The organism is Nocardia sp. NPDC047038 (genome assembly GCF_040644075.1).
Lineage (GTDB): Bacteria > Actinomycetota > Actinomycetes > Mycobacteriales > Mycobacteriaceae > Nocardia > Nocardia sichangensis.
Window position 1 is genome coordinate 212,692 of the sequence record NZ_JBEYVQ010000003.1, and the last position, 17,702, is coordinate 230,393.

General features: G+C 67.8%; 16 protein-coding genes and 2 tRNA genes. 13 read left to right on the forward strand and 5 right to left on the reverse strand.

Translation table 11 applies throughout. The annotated features are described in order from the left end of the window. The first annotated feature begins 3 nt into the window (after positions 1-3). From ABZ824_RS14510 to ABZ824_RS14545, 8 genes are all read left to right on the forward strand, one after another. Complete coding sequence (locus ABZ824_RS14510; protein ID WP_355076903.1) at positions 4-1,218, forward strand: MCE family protein; 1,215 nt, start codon at positions 4-6, stop codon at positions 1,216-1,218. Next, positions 1,215-2,243: an MCE family protein gene (locus ABZ824_RS14515; protein ID WP_355076905.1), complete on the forward strand. Its 1,029-nt coding sequence runs from the start codon at positions 1,215-1,217 to the stop codon at positions 2,241-2,243. Before ABZ824_RS14510 ends, ABZ824_RS14515 begins: the two co-directional genes overlap by 4 nt. Next, on the forward strand, positions 2,240-3,301 hold the full coding sequence (locus ABZ824_RS14520) for an MCE family protein (RefSeq protein WP_355076906.1): 1,062 nt from the start codon (positions 2,240-2,242) through the stop codon (positions 3,299-3,301). Before ABZ824_RS14515 ends, ABZ824_RS14520 begins: the two co-directional genes overlap by 4 nt. Further along, positions 3,298-4,569 (forward strand): MCE family protein, encoded by a 1,272-nt coding sequence (locus ABZ824_RS14525; protein WP_356963639.1) that lies wholly within the window; start codon positions 3,298-3,300, stop codon positions 4,567-4,569. The genes ABZ824_RS14520 and ABZ824_RS14525 overlap by 4 nt, the downstream gene beginning before the upstream one ends. Next, positions 4,566-5,819 carry an MCE family protein gene (locus ABZ824_RS14530; RefSeq protein WP_355076909.1) on the forward strand — a complete coding sequence of 418 codons (1,254 nt, stop codon included), beginning with the start codon at positions 4,566-4,568 and terminating at the stop codon, positions 5,817-5,819. Before ABZ824_RS14525 ends, ABZ824_RS14530 begins: the two co-directional genes overlap by 4 nt. Further along, positions 5,816-7,240, forward strand: coding sequence for an MlaD family protein (locus ABZ824_RS14535; RefSeq protein WP_356963640.1), 1,425 nt, complete (start codon positions 5,816-5,818; stop codon positions 7,238-7,240). The genes ABZ824_RS14530 and ABZ824_RS14535 overlap by 4 nt, the downstream gene beginning before the upstream one ends. Further along, positions 7,237-8,028, forward strand: coding sequence for a hypothetical protein (locus tag ABZ824_RS14540; protein ID WP_356963641.1), 792 nt, complete (start codon positions 7,237-7,239; stop codon positions 8,026-8,028). The genes ABZ824_RS14535 and ABZ824_RS14540 overlap by 4 nt, the downstream gene beginning before the upstream one ends. A gap of 145 nt (positions 8,029-8,173) precedes the next feature. After that, positions 8,174-8,668, forward strand: a complete 495-nt coding sequence (locus ABZ824_RS14545; RefSeq protein ID WP_355076913.1) for a h domain protein — start codon at positions 8,174-8,176, stop codon at positions 8,666-8,668. Positions 8,669-8,687: 19 nt separating this feature from the next. Here the strand turns inward: ABZ824_RS14545 and ABZ824_RS14550 are convergent, their stop codons facing one another. The 4 genes from ABZ824_RS14550 to ABZ824_RS14565 all read right to left on the reverse strand — a co-directional run bounded on the left by ABZ824_RS14550 (position 8,688) and on the right by ABZ824_RS14565 (position 12,749). Next, a complete protein-coding gene (locus tag ABZ824_RS14550; RefSeq protein ID WP_356963642.1) occupies positions 8,688-10,154 on the reverse strand; it encodes a HAMP domain-containing sensor histidine kinase in 1,467 nt (488 codons plus the stop codon). After that, positions 10,151-10,882: a response regulator transcription factor gene (locus ABZ824_RS14555; protein ID WP_356963643.1), complete on the reverse strand. Its 732-nt coding sequence runs from the start codon at positions 10,880-10,882 to the stop codon at positions 10,151-10,153. The genes ABZ824_RS14550 and ABZ824_RS14555 overlap by 4 nt, the downstream gene beginning before the upstream one ends. A 70-nt stretch (positions 10,883-10,952) precedes the next feature. Next, complete coding sequence (locus ABZ824_RS14560; protein WP_356963889.1) at positions 10,953-12,494, reverse strand: trehalose-6-phosphate synthase; 1,542 nt, start codon at positions 12,492-12,494, stop codon at positions 10,953-10,955. Positions 12,495-12,578: 84 nt separating this feature from the next. Continuing rightward, positions 12,579-12,749: a hypothetical protein gene (locus tag ABZ824_RS14565; RefSeq protein ID WP_169334155.1), complete on the reverse strand. Its 171-nt coding sequence runs from the start codon at positions 12,747-12,749 to the stop codon at positions 12,579-12,581. Between the two features lie 188 nt (positions 12,750-12,937). On the opposite strand from ABZ824_RS14565, the gene ABZ824_RS14570 reads away from it, so the two are divergent. The 5 genes from ABZ824_RS14570 to ABZ824_RS14590 all read left to right on the forward strand — a co-directional run bounded on the left by ABZ824_RS14570 (position 12,938) and on the right by ABZ824_RS14590 (position 17,051). After that, positions 12,938-13,756 carry an alpha/beta hydrolase gene (locus ABZ824_RS14570; protein WP_355077054.1) on the forward strand — a complete coding sequence of 273 codons (819 nt, stop codon included), beginning with the start codon at positions 12,938-12,940 and terminating at the stop codon, positions 13,754-13,756. 168 nt (positions 13,757-13,924) lie between these two features. Then, complete coding sequence (locus ABZ824_RS14575; protein ID WP_067795192.1) at positions 13,925-14,164, forward strand: MbtH family protein; 240 nt, start codon at positions 13,925-13,927, stop codon at positions 14,162-14,164. Between the two features lie 244 nt (positions 14,165-14,408). Beyond that, a tRNA-Thr gene (locus tag ABZ824_RS14580) sits at positions 14,409-14,480 on the forward strand. 103 nt (positions 14,481-14,583) lie between these two features. Continuing rightward, positions 14,584-14,661: transfer RNA gene (locus ABZ824_RS14585), tRNA-Thr, on the forward strand. Between the two features lie 677 nt (positions 14,662-15,338). Further along, positions 15,339-17,051 carry a glycoside hydrolase domain-containing protein gene (locus tag ABZ824_RS14590; protein ID WP_356963644.1) on the forward strand — a complete coding sequence of 571 codons (1,713 nt, stop codon included), beginning with the start codon at positions 15,339-15,341 and terminating at the stop codon, positions 17,049-17,051. Positions 17,052-17,245: 194 nt separating this feature from the next. Here the strand turns inward: ABZ824_RS14590 and ABZ824_RS14595 are convergent, their stop codons facing one another. Then, positions 17,246-17,671: an HIT family protein gene (locus ABZ824_RS14595; protein ID WP_356963645.1), complete on the reverse strand. Its 426-nt coding sequence runs from the start codon at positions 17,669-17,671 to the stop codon at positions 17,246-17,248. Positions 17,672-17,702: the final 31 nt, after the last annotated feature.

Below are 17,702 nucleotides of genomic sequence, written 5' to 3' on the forward strand. Positions count from 1 at the left end.
GACATGGCGGAATCGAAGCAAACGGAAAACCGCCTGGTGCGGGCGCTGCGCGGTGGGCTCGGCCTGAAACTGGCCGGAGCGGCGATGGTGCTGGCGCTGGTCGCGATCATGGCGGTCGCGCTGATCATGTTCGTCGGCGGGTTCACGCCCACCGCCACCGTGACGGTGGACGCGCCGCGCAGCGGCCTGGTGCTGGACCCGGACGCCAAGGTGAAGGTGCGCGGTGTTGAGATCGGCCGGGTGGCCTCGGTCGACCACACCGACGAGGGCGCCAGGCTGAAGCTGGCCCTCGATCCGGAACTGCTGAAGCTGGTGCCGTCCAACGCGGACGTCGACATCAGGTCCACCACGGTGTTCGGCGCGAAGTACGTCAACTTCATCGTCCCGCAGCAGCCGGCGACCACTTCGCTGCAACCTGGCGCGGTCGTCACCGCGCAGCGGGTGACCGTCGAGTTCAACACGCTGTTCCAGCACCTGTCCGACGTGCTCGCCAAAATCGAGCCGGAGAAGCTGAACGCGACGTTGTCCGCGCTGGGCACCGCGCTACAGGGCCGCGGGGAGAAACTGGGCGAACTGCTCGAGCAGAGCGACGCCTACCTGCGCGACATAAACCCGTATCTGCCGACGCTGCAACAGGATCTGGCGAAGACCGGCCAGGTCACCGACCTGTACGCGGACTCGGTGAACGACCTGCTGCGCACCGTGGACAACTTCACGGTCACCAGCAAGACCCTGACCCAGGAACAGGACAGCCTGGACAACGTGCTGGTGAACCTCACCGGCTTGGCCGACACCACCGGATCGGTCCTGCGCGACAACGAGAATCAGCTCGGCACGGCGCTGGATCTGCTGCGCCCGACCACCGGATTGCTCGACGAGTACGCGCCCGCGCTGTACTGCTTGATCGGCGGCCTGGGCAAGGCGCTGCCGATGGGTGAGGCGGTCTTCGGTGGACTGCAGGAAGGCGTCGCGCTGAACACCGGCTTCATGTACGGCGCGAAGCCGTACACCTACCCGGAGGATCTGCCCAAGGTCAACGCGACCGGCGGCCCGCAGTGCGGAGGCATCCTGGACCGGGTGCCGGGCAGCCACTCGGACTATGTCGTCACCGACACCTCGGAGGGGCATGTGTACACACCGTCGACGACACTGAGTGTCAACCCGCCGAAGATCTTCCAGATCCTGTTCGCCGGACTACCGGGGGTGCCGCGCCCGTGAAGAACACCGCGACCACCGTCAAACTGGCCATCTTCACCCTGGTGATGACGCTGATCTTCGCAGGCCTGGCGGTCGTGTTCAGTCAGATGCGCTTCGCGCGGGAGAACGGCTACCACGCCGTGTTCACCAGTTCGTCCGGCATGCTGCCTGGGGCGAAGGTGCGCATCGCGGGCGTGCCGGTCGGCTCGGTCAAGTCGGTGAAGGTCGGCAAGGACTATCTCGCGCACGTCGAGTTCGATGTCGACCGCAAGTACCGGCTGCTCACCAGCACTCGTGCGGCGATCAAATACGAGAACCTGGTCGGCGACCGCTATCTCGAGCTGTCGGAGGGCCCCGGCTCCAACCGCGTCTTGCAGCCGGGCGGCACCATCGCCAAGGAACAGACCGCGCCCGCCCTCGATCTGGACATGTTGCTCGGCGGTTTCCGGCCGCTGCTGCGCGGACTCGACCCCGGCCAGGTGAACGACCTGACCAACGCGCTGCTGCAGATCTTCCAGGGCCAAGGCGGCACGCTGGTGTCGCTGCTCAACAGCGGCGGCTCGTTCGCCAAGACGCTCGCCGACCGGGACGCCCTGATCGGCAGCGTGATCAACAACCTCAACGCGGTCCTGCAAACCATCGATGAGCGCGGCGACCAGTTCGCCACCACGATCGCCGAATTACAACGCTTGATCAGCGGATTGGCCGCCGACAAGGACCAGATCGGCGACGCGATCCCGCGCATCGCAGGCGCCACCGGCGACCTGACCGATCTGCTCTCCCAAGCCCGCCCCGATCTGCGGGGCACCATCGAGCAGACCGGGCGCCTGGCCACGAATCTCGACGCCGGGTCGGACACGGTCCAGTGGGTGCTGGACCGGCTGCCGTCGACCTATCGCCAGCTGATCCGCATCGGCTCATACGGCTCCTTCCTCCAGCTCTACGTCTGCTCGACGAACTTCCTGGTGGACGGCCCGAACGGCCAGACGATGAAGATCAACATGCCCGGGGCGCAGACGACCGGAAGGTGTGCGGACAACCGATGAAAGAGCAGCGATCACCCGCCATCACCATCGGCATCGTCGGCCTCGTGCTCGCGGTGGCGGTGGCGCTGTCGGCCCTGCAATTCGACCGGCTGCCGTTCATCCGTTCCGGCGCGACGTTCACCGCCTACTTCGCCGACGCGGGCGGTTTGCTGCCCGGCGACCCGGTCCAAGTGGCGGGCGTTCGATCCGGTCGCGTGGAGGACGTCAGCCTGGACGGCGCGAAAGTGCTCGTCCGGTTCACTCTCGCGGAGTCGATCGTGCTCGGTGAGAAGACTTCGGCGGCGATCAAGACCAACACGGTGCTCGGCCGCAAGTCGCTGGAGCTGACGCCGTCGGGCACCGGCGCGCTGCGCGTCGACGACACCATCCCGCTCGAGCGCACCACATCGCCGTATTCGCTCAACGAGGCGCTGAGCGACCTGGCGGGCACGGTGCACGACCTGGACCTGGACCGGGTCGACCAAACCCTCGACGCGCTCTCGGCGACCTTCGCCGACACGCCCGCGCCGTTGCGCTCGGCGCTGGACGGCGTCACCGCGCTCTCCCGCAGCATCAACGCGCGCGATCAAGCGCTGACGGACTTGCTGAAGCGGGCGCAGAACGTGACGAAGATCCTCGCCGACCGGGGCAACCAGATCAGCGCGCTGCTGCTGGACGGCAACGAACTGCTCGGCGAGCTGGACCGGCGGCGCACCGCCCTCGGGCAGCTGATCGTCTACGTCAACGGACTCGCCCAGCAGCTCTCCGGCCTGGTCGCCGACAACGAGGCGCAGCTGAAACCCGCCCTGGACAAATTGAATTCGGTGCTGGCGCTGTTGCAGCGCAACAAGCAGAATCTCGCGGACGCGCTGGACGGGCTCGGACCGTTCGCCGCAGCCCTGGGTGAGCAGGTCGGCAGCGGTCCCTACTTCCAGGCCTACGTGATCAACGCGGCGAGCAAGACGCTGCAACCGCTGGTGGACGCGCTGGTGTGGCCGCAGCACCTGCCGAGTGATCTGCAGAGCTACCTCACGCCGTCCCCATCGATCGAACCCGCGATACAGGAGCCGCCGCGGTGAATATCGTACGGAAACTACCTCGCTGGGCGTTGGTGCTGGCCGGAGTGGTCGTCGCGGCGCTCGTGGTCGCCGTCGCCTGGAACGGCATAACCCGGATCGGGACTACCAAGGTCACCGCCTATTTCACCGCCACATCCGGCCTGTACGCGGGCGACGACGTGCGGGTGCTCGGCGTCAAGGTCGGCCGCATCGACGCGATAGAGCCCGGCGCGGATCGGGTGAAGGTGTCCATGACCCTGAATCGCGGAGTCGACGTCCCCGCCGACCCGAAAGCGGTGATCATCTCGCCTTCGCTGGTCTCGGCGCGTTTCATCCAGATCGCGCCCGCCTACACCGGCGGTCCGAAATTGAAGGACAACAGCGTGATCCCGATCGAGCACACCGCGGTGCCGGTCGAATGGGACGACATCAAGGCCGAGCTGTCCAAGCTGGCCACCGCGCTCGGCCCGGTCGGCGACGACAAACAGGGGTCGTTCGGCCGCTTCGTCGACACCGCCGCGAACAACCTCGACGGCAACGGACAGCGGTTCCGCGACACCCTGCGGGAGCTGTCGGCCACCTTGAACACGCTGTCGGACGGCCGCACCGACCTGTTCGGCACCGTGCGCAACCTGCAGAAGTTCGTCGACGTGCTGTCGGCGAGCAACGAGCAGATCGTGCAGTTCGAAGGCAGGCTCGCGTCGGTGTCCTCGGTGCTGGCCGGGGTCTCCTCGGATCTCGGCGCGGGCCTGGACAACCTGGACGCGGCGATCGTCGACGTGCGCCGGTTCATCGCGGGCAGCGGAGCGGAACTCACCGAGGGCGTGCAGCGGCTGGCCGACGCCACCCAAGTGCTGGTCGACAAGCGACCGGAATTGGAACGCGTCCTGCACTCCGGCCCGACCGCGCTGGTGAACTTCTACCAGATCTACAAACCGGCCCAAGGCACCCTGACCGGCGCGATCGCGCTGAACAACCCGGCCGACCCGCTCGGCTTCCTGTGCGGCTCGGTCCGCGCGCTGGAGACCAACGACTCCGATCGCAGCGCCGACCTGTGCGCGCAATACCTCGCGCCCGTGATCAACAGCCTGAGCATGAACTACGTGCCGATCATGACGAACCCGGCCAGCGGCGTGACCGCGTTCCCCGACCAGCTGGTGTACTCCGATCCCAGCCTGGCCGGGCGGGTGGCGAGCCAGAATCCGGCGCAGCCGCAGCCCGCTCCGGTGAGCATCCCGGACGGCCTCGCCGGGCTGGCCATCCCGGGCCTGACAGGAGGAGGGCGATGATGCCGAGGCGGCGGATGCGCCGCACCGCCGCCGTCGCGGCGGGGCTGGCGGTGGCGCTCGGCGTCACGGGCTGTCAGTGGGACGGACTGAATTCGCTGCCCATGCCCGGCACCGAGGGGACCGCACCCGGCTCCTACGAGGTGCGCGTCCAGATGCCGAACGTCACCACGCTGACCAGGAATTCGCCGGTGCGGGTGCACGACGTCGCGGTCGGCACCGTCTCGAAGATCGAGGTGGAGGACTGGCACGCGCTGGTCACCGTCTCGCTGAACCCGGACGTGCACCTGCCCGCGAACGCCGTCGCCAAGATCGGGCAGACCAGTCTGCTCGGCTCCAACCATCTCGAGCTCTCCGAGCCGACCGATCAGCCCCCCGAAGGCCAGTTGAAGGCTGGCGACGTCATCCCGCTCGCGCGTGCCGGAACCTATCCCACCACCGAGCAGGTGCTGTCCTCGCTGTCGGTGGTGCTCAACGGCGGTGGCGTCGCGCAATTGGAAACCATCACCCACGAGCTGAATTCCGCGCTCACCGGGCGGGAGGACGCCATCAGGGACCTGCTGCCGCAGCTGAACGAGCTGACCACGAACCTGGACCGCCAGACCGGCGACATCATCGCCGCGATGAGCGGACTGGACCGGCTCGGCGGTCAGCTCGCCGAGCAGCGCGACGTGGTGGCGGAGGCGATCGAGCAGATCCATCCGGCGTTGACCGTGCTGGCCGATCGCCGCGCGAACATCACCAGGGCGATCACCGCGCTGGGCGAGCTGAGCGACGTCGTGCGGCGCATCGTCGCGGCGAGCGGCGACGACTTGAAGGCCAACCTGCACAGCCTCGTGCCGGTGCTGAAGTCGCTGTCGGACACCGGCAGCGATCTGACCGAGGCGCTGAAGATCCTGGCCACCTTCCCGTTCCCGATGAAGAACCTGGACCACGCGATCAAGGGTGACTACCTCAACCTGTTCATGACCGTGGACATCACCGGCAAGCGGCTGGATTCGAACTTCCTCACCGGAACGCCGCTGGGCGGACGGTTCGGCGGCGTGGAAGGCGCGCTCGGCAGCTTCGCGCCCGGCACGGCAGCGCAGAACGGCGACCCGGCCACGGGCCCGTTGCAGGCGCCGCCGCCCGCGGCGAGCCAGCCCGCCCCGACCATCCCGGGACTCCCGCCGATCCCCGGCATTCCCGCCATTCCCGGGTTGACCGTGCCCATGCCGGGCAACACCGCGCCGCAAGGGGGTCCGGGACAGTGACACTCACCCGGTTCGTCCGTACCCAGCTGATCATCTTCTCCGTGCTGACGGTGATCGGCCTGGTGGTCATGGGCGGCACCTACGTCAAACTGCCGGCGATGTTCGGCATCGGGCGCTACGAGGTCACCGTGCAGCTGGCCGCGACCGGTGGTCTCTACCCGACGGCCAACGTCGCCTATCGCGGCACGAACGTCGGTGTCGTGAAGGAGGTCCGGCTCACGCCGGTCGGGGTGGACGCGAAGCTGTCCATCGCCAGCGACTACAAGATTCCCTCGGATGTCGACGCGTGGGTGCGCAGCGTCTCCGCGGTCGGCGAGCAATACGTGGACCTGGTGCCCGCGCAGAACCGCACGGGCGGAAACCTGCGCGACGGCAGCGTGATCCCGGTGGAGCGCACGAAGCTGCCGCAAGAGGTCGGCGCGCTGCTCGACCAGGCCGACCGGCTGCTGTCGAGCGTCGCGGACACCCGGCTGAAACAGGTCATCGACGAGGCGTTCCTCGCGTTCAACGGCGCGGGACCGGACCTGCAACGGTTCATCGATTCCGCGTCGTTGCTGGTGCAGGAAGCGCAGGCCAACGCGGAACCGACGAAACAGCTGCTCGACCGGATCGGGCCGCTGCTGGACACCCAGACCCGCTCGGACGCCGCGATCCGTTCCTGGACCGCCGATCTCGCGACGGTCACCGACCAGTTGCGCGGTCACGACCCCGCGCTGCGTGGAATTCTGCGCGAGGGCCCGTCCTCGATGCAGCGGGTGACCAACCTGTTCGAGGACTTGCGGCCGACACTGCCGCTGCTGCTGTCGAATCTGGTCAGCGTCGGTCAGGTCGCCGTCACGTATCACCCGGGGCTGGAGCAGATCCTGGTGGTCTATCCGCCGCTTGTCGCCGCGCTGCTGACCGCCGTCCGCGGTCCGCTGGAATACGGCGCGCTGGTCGACTTCATGGCGCTGGTCAACGACCCGCCCGCGTGCACGACCGGCTTCCTCCCGCCCGACCAGCGGCGTTCGCCGAGCGAGCTCGACACCCCGGACACGCCGCCGGGCCTGTACTGCAAGGTTCCACAGGACGCACCCGAAGCGGTGCGCGGCATCCGCAACACGCCGTGCGCCGAGGTGCCCGGTGTGCGCGCCCCGACGCCGGAACTGTGCCGCACGGGGTACGTTCCGATCGGTGACAACCCGCCGTTCGGGCCGCCGCGTCCGGTGGCGCCCGCCGCCGCGCCCGCGAGCGAGCCCCCGGTCGTCGCACCCGCGAGTTACGGTGGCGGCACACCAGCCGCCGCACGGTCGTACGACCCGGCCACCGGCGTGTACATCGGCACCGACGGGCGTACCTACCGACAGGGCGATATCGGACCGGGCGGTTCGGGCGCGGTACCGTCGAGCTGGCAGGCGATGCTCGAGGAGCAGCAACGATGAGTGAGAGCAACGGAGAAGGTCACCGCGCGCGACGGCGTGCGGTGCGCTCGGCCGGGCCGCCGGTCGAGGAGAACGCGACCGGTGGCGTGCGGACCGTGGTCGCGAAGGACCCTGCCGCCGCGACCGAAACCGGCGTCGCGGACGGCGGTACGAGTTCGTTTGCGGCCGACCCGGAGGTCTCGTCCGCTTCGGCGCCGGTCACGGACGACTCGAGCGTCGATGCGGCGAAGGTATCCGTGACGAAAACCGACGCCGAACCCGACTCCGAGGCAACACCGGGCGAGCCCGAAGGGAACAAACGGCGCGGAGTCCCGCGTGTCCTCGCCGCGGCCGCCGCGGCCTTGCTGGTCGTGGCGCTCGTGGCCGGTGCGGTCGTGTCGGTTGTAGCGATGCACGCGACGCACGAACGTGACCAGCGCCGAGCCGAATACGTGGGAACCGCCAGGCAGGCGATCGTCAACCTGACCACCATCCGCGCCGATACGGCCAAGCAGGACATCGACCGGATCCTCTCGCTGGCCTCGGGGGAGTTCAAGACCGAGTTCGACGGCCGGGTCGACCCGTTCACCAGCATCGTGCAGCAGGCCAAAGTGGTCTCCAGCGGCGAAATCGTCGAGGCCGCGCTGGAAAGCGACGACGATCGCTCCGGACGGGTGCTGGTCGCCGCCAAGCAGACGCTGACCAACGCGGGCCAGGCCGAGCCGCAGACCAGGTACTACCGGTTCCGGGTCACCGTGTCGCGCGGCGATTCGGGGCTGTCGGTGTCCAACGTGGAGTTCGTGGCATGAACGGTCAGGCCCGGAGGCGGCAGCGGAGCGTGACCACGCAGGGCTCCGTTCATGCCGGAATCGGACACAGCATGAACGGTCAGGCCCGGAGGCGGCAGCGGAGCGTGACCACGCAGGGCCCCGTTCATGCCGGAGAGGACACAGCATGAGTATGAACGGCATTCGCGCCAAGATCCTGCTAGCGGTCCTTGGTGTGGTCGTCGCGGCGGCCGCGGTCGTCGGCGGCGTGAACGGCTACCGCTACTGGGATGACCGGCAGGCCGAGCAATCGCGCAAGGACGCGGTCGCGACGGCGGGCCGCACTCTCGAGGCCATGTTCACCTACAACCCGCAGACCGTCGACACCGAGCTGCGCAAATCCGCCGACAACCTCAGCGGCGACTTCCGCGCCGACTACCTGACGCTGATCGAGAAGCAGATCGCTCCCGGCGCCAAGGAGAAGCAGCTCACCGTCACTGCGACCACCCAGGCGGCCGGCGTCATCTCCGCCGACCGCTCGCACGCGCAGGTCCTGCTGTTCCTCAACCAGGTGATGACGAGCAAGGACACCCCGCAGGGCACCACCACGGGCAGCCGGGTACGCGTCTCCTTGACGAAGTCCGATTCGCACTGGTTGGTGTCGGCGGTGACGCCGGTCTGACGCCGGTCCGCTGGATTCGCTAGGCCGATTCCGATGACACTGTGCGCGGCAGCCGCACCGTGAACGTCGTCCCGGCCTCGGGCGTACTGCGCACGCCCACCTCGCCGCCGTGCGCCGTCACCAGCGCTTGCACGATGGACAAGCCGAGACCCGTGCCGCCGCTGCTGCGGGCGCGGGAGGTGTCGGCACGGTAGAAGCGCTCGAAGACGCGGTCGGCGTCCTCCGCTGTCAGTCCTGGACCGGTATCCGCCACTTCGAGCAGCACATCGTCGGGGCCGGGGGTGAGCAATACCGTCACCTTCGCGTCGGGCGCGGTGTGGGTGAGGGCGTTGTTCAGCAGATTGCTCAGTACCTGGCGCAGCCTCGCCTCGTCCCCGATCACCTCGAGCGTCCCCTCGCCCGGTTCGATCCGCAGCTCGATGGTGCGGACGGGCCCGTCGGCGTGCCCGGCGGAGACCACGGCGCGCGCGTTGTGCACTCCGTCGCTGGCGACGGCGAGCAGGTCCACCGGGCCGAGTTCCAGCGGGCGCTGCGCATCCAGCCGCGCGAGCATCAGCAGGTCTTCCACGAGCACGCCCATCCGCTGGGATTCGCGCTCGATGCGGTCCATGAACGCGGCGGGATCGTCGGTGGCGCCCTGCCGATACAGCTCCGCGAACCCGCGGATCGTCGTCAACGGGGTGCGCAACTCGTGACTGGCGTCGGCGATGAAACGGCGCATGCGGTCCTCGGACCGGCGGGCCGCCTCCTCGGACGCGGCGGTCGCGGTGAACGCGCGCTGGATCTGCGTCAGCATCCCGTTCAGCGATCTGGACAGCCGGTCGACCTCGGTGTTGGTGTCGCGCACCGGCACCCGGCGGTGCAGGTCGCCTTGGGCGATGGCCGCGGCGGTGCTCTCCACTCGGCGTAGCGGCCGCAAGCTGCGCCGCACCATGAAGTACGCGAGCACCGCCAGCACGGCCAGGACGACCGCCCCGACGATCAGCTCCAGCACCACGAGCCGGTGCACCGTGTCGGTGTTCTGCGTGAGCGGCAGCGCCACTGTCGTCGTGCCCTCCGGTGTGCGCAGCGTCAGCACCCGCCACCGGATCGCTCCTCCGTTCGCGGAGTCGACGGTGTACGGGCCCGTCGGCGGCGTGGCAGGCAGCACCGGCTCCGCGTCGACGGCGAACGCCGGGATGAGGAACGCGCGCCCGTCGGTGCGTATCGAACGCACCCAGAACTGGCTCGGGGCGTGGCGTGGGTCGGGTGGCAGCACCGGTGGCGGCGGCCCACGCCGGGACCATTCCATCGCGCCTCCGCGCAACTGCTGGTCGGTACGGGCGGTCAGCTGCTGTTCCAGGGCCGAAGTGACCACCATGCCGGAGACGAGCAAGCCGAGCCCCGCCGTGAGCACCAGCAGAACCATCAGCGTCACGCGCAGCGGAACGGCGGACAGCCAGCCGGAAACCTTCGCGCGCGCGCCGACGATCCGGCCCCGGCTCATGAACCGCTCTTGCGGTGGGGCGCGCGCATCACGTAGCCGACGCCGCGCAGCGTGTGGATCAGCCGGGTATCGCCGGTGTCGACCTTCTTGCGCAGGTAGGAGACGTAGGTTTCCACGACGCCGACCTCGCCGCCGAAGTCGTAGCGCCAGACGTGGTCGAGGATGCGCGGTTTGCTCAGCACGGTGCCCGCGTTGACCATGAAGTAGCGCAGCAGTGTGAACTCGGTGGGCGACAGCGCCACCGGCTCGCCCGCCTTCCACACCTCGTGGGTGTCGTCGTCGAGTTCGATGTCCTCGAAACGGAGGCGCGAGCTTTCCCGCTGCGGCGCGGCGTGCCCGGCGCGGCGCAGGATCACCCGCAGCCGGGCCACCACTTCCTCCAGGCTGAACGGCTTGGTGACGTAGTCGTCGGCACCGAGGGTGAGGCCGGTGATCTTGTCCTGCACGTCGTCGCGCGCGGTCAGGAACAGCACGGGCGCGTCGATGCCGTCGGCCCGCAACCTGCGCAGCAGGCCGAAGCCGTCCATGCCGGGCATCATCACGTCCACGATCAGCGCCTGCGGACGGAAGCTGCGCGCCTTGTCCAGCGCCTGCGCGCCGTCGGCCGCGGTGTCGACTTCGAAGCCCTGATAGCGCAGACTCACCGCGAGCAGTTCGACGATCATCGGCTCGTCGTCGACCACCAGCACCCTGGCCGCGGGTGTCTGCTGCACGGGGGCGCCACTCATGGCTTCATCGTCCGCTGTTCGCCTGCGAACTTCCTGGACCGAAGCTGGGTGATTCCTGTGAACGTCGGACTCAGCGGTCCTCGGGATAGACATCGTCGTCGGTCAGCAGCGCGCTGCCCGCGACCTGGTCCTGCGCCAGCGCGTCGAGGAAGGCCCGCGCCCAGCGATCAACATCGTGCGCCAGCACCTGCCTGCGCAGCGAGCGCATCCGCCTGCGTTTGACGTCGCGCTCGTCCTCCAACGCCGCGACGATGGCGTCCTTCACGTCGTCCAGGTCGTGCGGATTGCACAGGTACGCCTGCCGCAGTTCCGACGCGGCGCCGGTGAACTCGCTCAGCACCAAGGCGCCGTTGAGCCCGCTGTGGCACGCGACGTACTCCTTGGCGACGAGGTTCATGCCGTCGCGCAGCGGCGTCACCAGCATCACGTCGGCGGCGACGAAGAACGCGACCAGCTCGTCGCGCGGGATCGGACGGTGCAGGTAGTGCACCACCGGGTAGCCGACCCGGGCGAACTCGCCGTTGATCCGGCCGACCTGGCGTTCGATGTCGCCGCGCATCTGGATGTAGCTCTCCACCCGCTCGCGACTGGGCGTGGCCAGCTGGATCATGACCGTGTGGGCGGGGTCGATCCGGCCCTCGACGAGCAGCTCCTCGAGCGCGTTGAGGCGGATATCGATGCCCTTGGTGTAGTCCAGCCGGTCGACGCCGAGCAGGATGTTCTTCGGGTTGCCCAGCTCGGCCCGGATCTTGGCGGCGCGCTCGCGCACCGATCTGCGCCTGGAGTGCTCGTCCAGCTCGGCGGAGGCGATGGAGATCGGGAACGCGCCGACGCGCACCGTGCGGAAACCGACTTGGACGACGCCGAGCTTGGAGCGCACGCCGACCGACCCGCGCGAGGTCGGCTGACCGGCCAGCCTGCGCGCCAGATAGAGGAAGTTCTGCGCGCCGCCGGGCAGGTGGAAGCCGATGAGATCGGCGCCGAGCAGGCCCTCCACGATCTCCGTGCGCCACGGCATCTGCATGAACAGCTCGACCGGCGGGAACGGGATGTGCAGGAAGAACCCGATGGTGAGGTCGGGGCGCAGCATGCGCAGCATCTTGGGCACCAGCTGGAGCTGGTAGTCCTGTACCCACACCGTCGCGCCCTCGGCGGCGACCTTGGCGGTGGCCTCGGCGAAGCGCCGGTTCACGGTGACGTAGGCGCTCCACCACCTGCGGTCGTAGACCGGCCGCACGATGACGTCGTGGTACAGCGGCCACAGCGTGCCGTTGGAGAAGCCCTCGTAGTAGTCGGCCACCTCGTCGGCCGACAACGGGACCGGATGCAGTTCGAGGCCGTCCTCGATGATCGGGTCCACGTCGACATTGGGGACGCCCGCCCAGCCGACCCACGCCCCCTTGTTGTTGCGCAAGACCGATTCCAGCGCGGTCACCAGACCGCCCGGGCTGCGTTTCCACCTGGTGCTGCCGTCGGGCAGTCGTTCGAGGTCGACCGGGAGCCGGTTGGCGACGACGACGAAACCGGAGCCAGCACCGGAGCCGGTGGTTTCCGCCGCGGCGTCAGCAGTCGAGGTGTCTCTGGCGTGCTCGGAGTCGTCGGACGGATTCATCTGGTCCACTCACGCATCCTTTGCGCGTTGCTGTATCCCGCTGGAGTTGTGTAGTCGACGTCGCCGTTGGCGTCGAGAACGAGATTATTCGCCTCGAGCGTTCGGTCCAATACCCAACATAGACAACAACATCCGGCATTCGTCCGCGTCCTCGGCGTAGGCCGCGACCACTCGCTGCGCCTGACGCGCCGTTTCATCGGCGAGTGGTTCCAGATCGTCGTCCGCAATGTCGTTGGCGCTGCCCTTCGCGGCCATCGTCAAGTCCTCCCGGCTCGTGCGCTCTTACCCTGCGAAAAGTCAATGGTATGCGACGCTGGGAGGCGCGCCCGCCGGGGCGTTGGCGCAATGGCGGCGCGCGCCGCCAGGACACCCCGGTCGACGTGCCTTCCTCGCTGGTCCCTATACCGTGGGGAGCGCAGCACCAACTCCACGAAAGGGTCGACATGCCGCTGGCCACGGTGAACGGGATTTCCCTCAACTATCAGGTGAAGGGTGACCGCGCCAAGGGCTCCGCGCCGCTGGTGGTCATGATCATGGGCACCGGCAGTCCCGGCCGGGTGTGGGAGCTGCACCAGGTTCCGGCCCTGGTCGCGGCCGGTTACCGGGTGTGCACGTTCGACAACCGCGGGATCGCGCCGTCCTTCGAGGCCGCCTCCGGCATGACCATCGACGAGCTGGCCGCCGACACCGCCGCCCTGATCGAATTCCTGGACGAGGGCCCGGCGCTGGTGGTGGGCACCTCGATGGGGGCGCGCGTGGCGCAGGAGTTGGCACTGGCCCGCCCCGACCTGGTCCGCAAGGCCGTGTTCATGGCCGGGCACGGGCGGCTGGACCAGTTCCAGAAGACGCTCTCGCTCGGTGAACACGAACTCGACGCGGGCGGGGTGACACTGCCGCCGAAATACGAGGCGGCGATCACCGCGGTCATGAATCTCTCGCCTGCGACCATGGCCGAGCCGAACGCCGCGCGCGACTGGCTCGACCTGTTCGAGTTCACCGGCGGGCCGGTCTCGCCAGGCATTCGCGCCCAGCGCAGGATGGATCACGATTTCGACCGGGTGCAGGCCTACCGGGCGATCCGGGTGCCATGTCTTTCGGTCGGATTCGCCGACGACCGGATGATTCCGCCGTATCTGTCCAGGGAGATCGCCGAGGTCATTCCGGGTGCGCGGTACCAGGAGGTACCGGACGCCGGGCATTTCGGATATTTGGAGCGGCCGGAGGCGGTGAACAAGATTCTCCTGGACTTCTTTGCGTCCTGATTGCGAGTCGGCCGAGGTGCGGGCATAGGTAACCGCCCAGGCGTAACGTCTTGCTTGCTAGTGTCGAAACAACGCTCGGGTCTGTCGGCGCCAGAGGTTGGAAGCAACCCGGCACCGTGCGAACCAGGAGCGATCCCGTACATAGCGCCAGTATCCAGTGAGGTGAAATTGAGCACCAACCCCTTCGATGATGAAGACGGCCGCTTCTTCGTCCTGGTCAACGACGAGGAACAGCATTCCCTGTGGCCGGCCTTCGCAGAGGTTCCAGCCGGATGGCGAGTCGTGTTCGGTGAGGACAGCCGCGCCGCCTGCGTCGAGTACGTGGAGAAGAACTGGACCGACATGCGTCCGAAGAGCCTGCGCGACGCCATGGCCGCGGACGACGCGGCTCGTCAGGGCTCTGTCTGATCTGCCGCGCCTCCGGCACGGCGTGCTCGTGGCTCCTTGACGGCTCCCGTCCGAGTGACCGCCGCTCGCGACTTCGTCGCGGACGCGGCGGCCACTCGGCTATGAGCTGGGCCGCGAACGGCACATGCTCGATCTCGCTTCGCTCGAAAGCGGTTGTCGGGCCGGTACGGTCGCGTTCGGTGCCGAACGCGGATTCCGTTGTGATGCGGACGGCGTACCGGGCTATGATGACAACCGCTTTCCCGCCTCCTTAGCTCAGTGGTAGAGCACTCGCCTTGTAAGCGAGCGGTCGTCAGTTCAATCCTGACAGGGGGCTCCGCAGCCACTGCGCGTCTGTAGCTCAGTGGTAGAGGCCGTGCTCGATGTTGTAAGCGAGCGGTCGTCAGTTCAATCCTGACCGGGGGCTCCGCAGCCGCTGCGCGTCTGTAGCTCAGTGGTAGAGGCCGTGCTCGATGTTGTAAGCGAGCGGTCGTCAGTTCAATCCTGACCGGGACGCCATTCGGCACCTCTGTGGTTGCAACCCGTGAGGTCTCTGCCGGGCAGGATGCCGCTCGATTCGATCGGCGGCCCCGACACCGTTCGTCGCGGTCGCGGTCGCGGTCGTCTCCGGCTCGAGTTCGGCTGCGTGATTCGGTCGGGCCGGGCGCTTTCGGGAGTCTCCGAGAGGGCGTCACGATCGCGGCAGGCGAGAGCCGAGGCGGACCGGGCGCACCGCTTGCGCTGCCAGTTGGACGATCTGCGGGCTGTGGCGCGGCCAGAGGGAACGATCGCGGTGGCCGCGAAAGACCTGCCGCCGAACGCGCCGATTCGAATTCGGTGGCTGCGGTGAAGAATTCGTCATCCTGGCCTGCTCCCGAGTGCTCAGCGCAAACGGCTGACCAGTTCGAGAGTGATAGCAAACAGTTGGCAAATCTGATTACCGACTGGCGAGCATGTTTCCCGCTACGAGTCTGTTTGTAGTCTGGTGTGCGCAAATATTGCTCGTGACGAGCATGTTCAGATCACGCGCAAACACCGGATGGGCCACAAACGGGACATCTCGGCATACTTCGCGCACATTCGGGTGACTCTAGCTCTGTCGGGTTCTCCATCTGCCGAAAGTTGCTTCAGATGTACGAATACAACGCGTTGCCGCCGACCGTTGCGCGGGCTCGTACGACCAAGGGGGCGCGCGATGACTGAGCTGATCGACTTCTCCGCCGCGCTCATCGAGCCGCAAGCGATCAAAGACGCTGGATACGCGGGCGTCATAGGCTACTTCAGCGATTCCCGTCCTGGCACGAATTTCGGTGCGAAGCCGCTGCGGCGGGAATACTGCGACCGATTACGCGCCATCGGGCTCGAGATAGTCACCAATTACCAGTACGGCAAGGGGGAGACGTCGGACTGGAAAGGCGGTTACGACGCGGGCGTGCGCCACGCGCGGATCGCGCTCGGTTACCACCGCGCGGCCGGCGGGCCGGATTCCCGCCCGCTGTATGCCCCCGTTGACGCGAATCCGTCGCTGGACGAGTGGAATTCGCTGATCGCGCCGTTTCTCCGGGGCTGGGCATCGGTCGTCGGTCTGGAATGGACCGGCATGTACGGCAACGCCCGGTGCATCGACTGGGCGCTAGAGGACGGCGTCGCCACGTGGTTCTGGCAACACAACTGGTCCGGTGATTCCTCGATCAACGGCGACCATCCCGCCGCGCACCTCCATCAGATCCGCATCGACGCCGACCGGGTCGGCGGCGTCGTCGTGGATGTCGACAAAGTCCTCGCCGCCGACTACGGCCAATGGTCGAAGGCTAATCCGAACTCAGGGGGAACAATGCAGAAGCCCGATTACGTCGAATTGGACCGGATGGGCGACTCCGCGTCCAGCCGCCACGGTGCGCGCGTCGAGAACTTCCTGCTGCATACCCAGGAAGGCAACGGAACCGCCGAAAGCCTGGCCAACTATCTGAACAATCCGGCGAACGGCGTGAGCTACCACTACACCGTCCGCGATGGCGTGGTGGTCGACGTGGTCGACACCGACCTTTCCAGTTGGTCGGTGCTGGACGCGAACTCGTTCACCATCAACCTCTGCTTCGCGGGCAGCCGCGTCGCATGGAGCCGGGACGACTGGCTGCGCATCCGCGACGATATCCGCATCGCGGCCTGGCTCGCGGTGCAGGACGCGCGCAAATACGGCTTCGACACGTATGTCATCACACCGCCCTACCAGCGGCGCCAGGGCATTTCCGACCACAAGTACGTCACCGAGTGTCTCGGCATCGGCACGCACACCGATGTGGGACCGAATTTCCCCTGGGACGTGTTCGCCGACGACGTGCGCGGCTTCGCCACCGGCGAGCCGAGCGGATCGGAGCCGAACGCGATCAACGATTGCGCGGCGGCGAATCCGTGGCTCGGTACGCGGATCACGGCAGGGGAGATCGCGACACCCGACGGCGCGGGGCGCTTCGCCCAGTTCGAGCACGGATACATCTATTGGCATCCGGACACCGGCGCGCACGCCATCCCGGAGACGCTGTGGGGAAAGTTCGAAGCATTGGGTTGGGAGGCAGGCCCGCTCGGCTACCCGATCACCGACCGCACCGTCGTGCACGGGGCGGACGGCCAGACGACGGGTGAGGTGCAAGGCTTCCAAGGCGGAGCGCTCTACCGGCGCCAATCGAGCGACAGCGTGTGCTGGGTGCACGGCGCGATCCGCGACCGCTGGAACCGCTCGGGCTATCAGAGCGGCCCGCTGGGCTGGCCGACGACCGACGAGATCCCCTGGGACACGGGTACCTACCAGGACTTCGAGCACGGCCGGATCTACTGGACCCCGCGCCAGACCCTGGCCACCGTCGCGGTCGGCGGAGTCGACACACCCTTGCACGACGTCGCGAGCTGACCGATAGATAGAGAAAGGTAAGGGTCGACCGCGACGAGCGGTCGGCCCTTACCAAAACCGAGGCGACGACTGATCTCGTACGAACATGGGTAACTCACCGGGTACGCCCAGAACCTACGTGGCACGCAACGCAGGACCAGAACGCAAATTACGCACCACCCGACCAGTACGGCCTGAATACCCGGAGAGGCGGATCAGCCTGGGACGTTGTCGCCGTGGCCGAGGTCGCGCAGCGCCTGCTTGATCTTGGCCTGGGCCTCGTCCAGGGACTCCGGACTCGGGTTCGGGTCGGCGCCGGAGATGTCGAAGTCACCCAGCGAGAAGGCCGGGAACACGTGGACGTGCAAATGCGGCACCTCCAGGCCGGCGATCAGCAGACCGGCGCGCGGCGCGTCCCAGGCCGCGCGCACGGCCTGGCCGATCTTCTGTGCGACGGCGGTCAGCCGGGCGAGGGTGTCGGCGTCGATGTCCTGCCAGTGGTCGATCTCCTTGCGGGGCACCACGAGGGTGTGACCGGGAGTGACCGGGGCGATGGTGAGGAAACCGACGAACTCGTCGTCCTCCCAGACGAAACGGCCCGGGAGCTGACCGGCGATGATCGCGCTGAAGACGGAAGCCATGTCCCGCAGCGTAGACCGGCCCGTGTGCCCA

Excerpts from the sequence above, each read along its gene's own strand:
- ABZ824_RS14510 (WP_355076903.1), top strand. The coding sequence starts at position 4 with ATGGCGGAATCGAAGCAAACGGAAAACCGCCTGGTGCGGGCGCTGCGC.
- ABZ824_RS14520 (WP_355076906.1), top strand. The coding sequence starts at position 2,240 with ATGAAAGAGCAGCGATCACCCGCCATCACCATCGGCATCGTCGGCCTC.
- ABZ824_RS14530 (WP_355076909.1), top strand. The coding sequence starts at position 4,566 with ATGATGCCGAGGCGGCGGATGCGCCGCACCGCCGCCGTCGCGGCGGGG.
- ABZ824_RS14540 (WP_356963641.1), top strand. The coding sequence starts at position 7,237 with ATGAGTGAGAGCAACGGAGAAGGTCACCGCGCGCGACGGCGTGCGGTG.
- ABZ824_RS14545 (WP_355076913.1), top strand. The coding sequence starts at position 8,174 with ATGAGTATGAACGGCATTCGCGCCAAGATCCTGCTAGCGGTCCTTGGT.
- ABZ824_RS14550 (WP_356963642.1), bottom strand. The coding sequence starts at position 10,154 with ATGAGCCGGGGCCGGATCGTCGGCGCGCGCGCGAAGGTTTCCGGCTGG.
- ABZ824_RS14555 (WP_356963643.1), bottom strand. The coding sequence starts at position 10,882 with ATGAGTGGCGCCCCCGTGCAGCAGACACCCGCGGCCAGGGTGCTGGTG.
- ABZ824_RS14560 (WP_356963889.1), bottom strand. The coding sequence starts at position 12,494 with ATGAATCCGTCCGACGACTCCGAGCACGCCAGAGACACCTCGACTGCT.
- ABZ824_RS14565 (WP_169334155.1), bottom strand. The coding sequence starts at position 12,749 with ATGGCCGCGAAGGGCAGCGCCAACGACATTGCGGACGACGATCTGGAA.
- ABZ824_RS14570 (WP_355077054.1), top strand. The coding sequence starts at position 12,938 with ATGCCGCTGGCCACGGTGAACGGGATTTCCCTCAACTATCAGGTGAAG.
- ABZ824_RS14590 (WP_356963644.1), top strand. The coding sequence starts at position 15,339 with ATGACTGAGCTGATCGACTTCTCCGCCGCGCTCATCGAGCCGCAAGCG.
- ABZ824_RS14595 (WP_356963645.1), bottom strand. The coding sequence starts at position 17,671 with ATGGCTTCCGTCTTCAGCGCGATCATCGCCGGTCAGCTCCCGGGCCGT.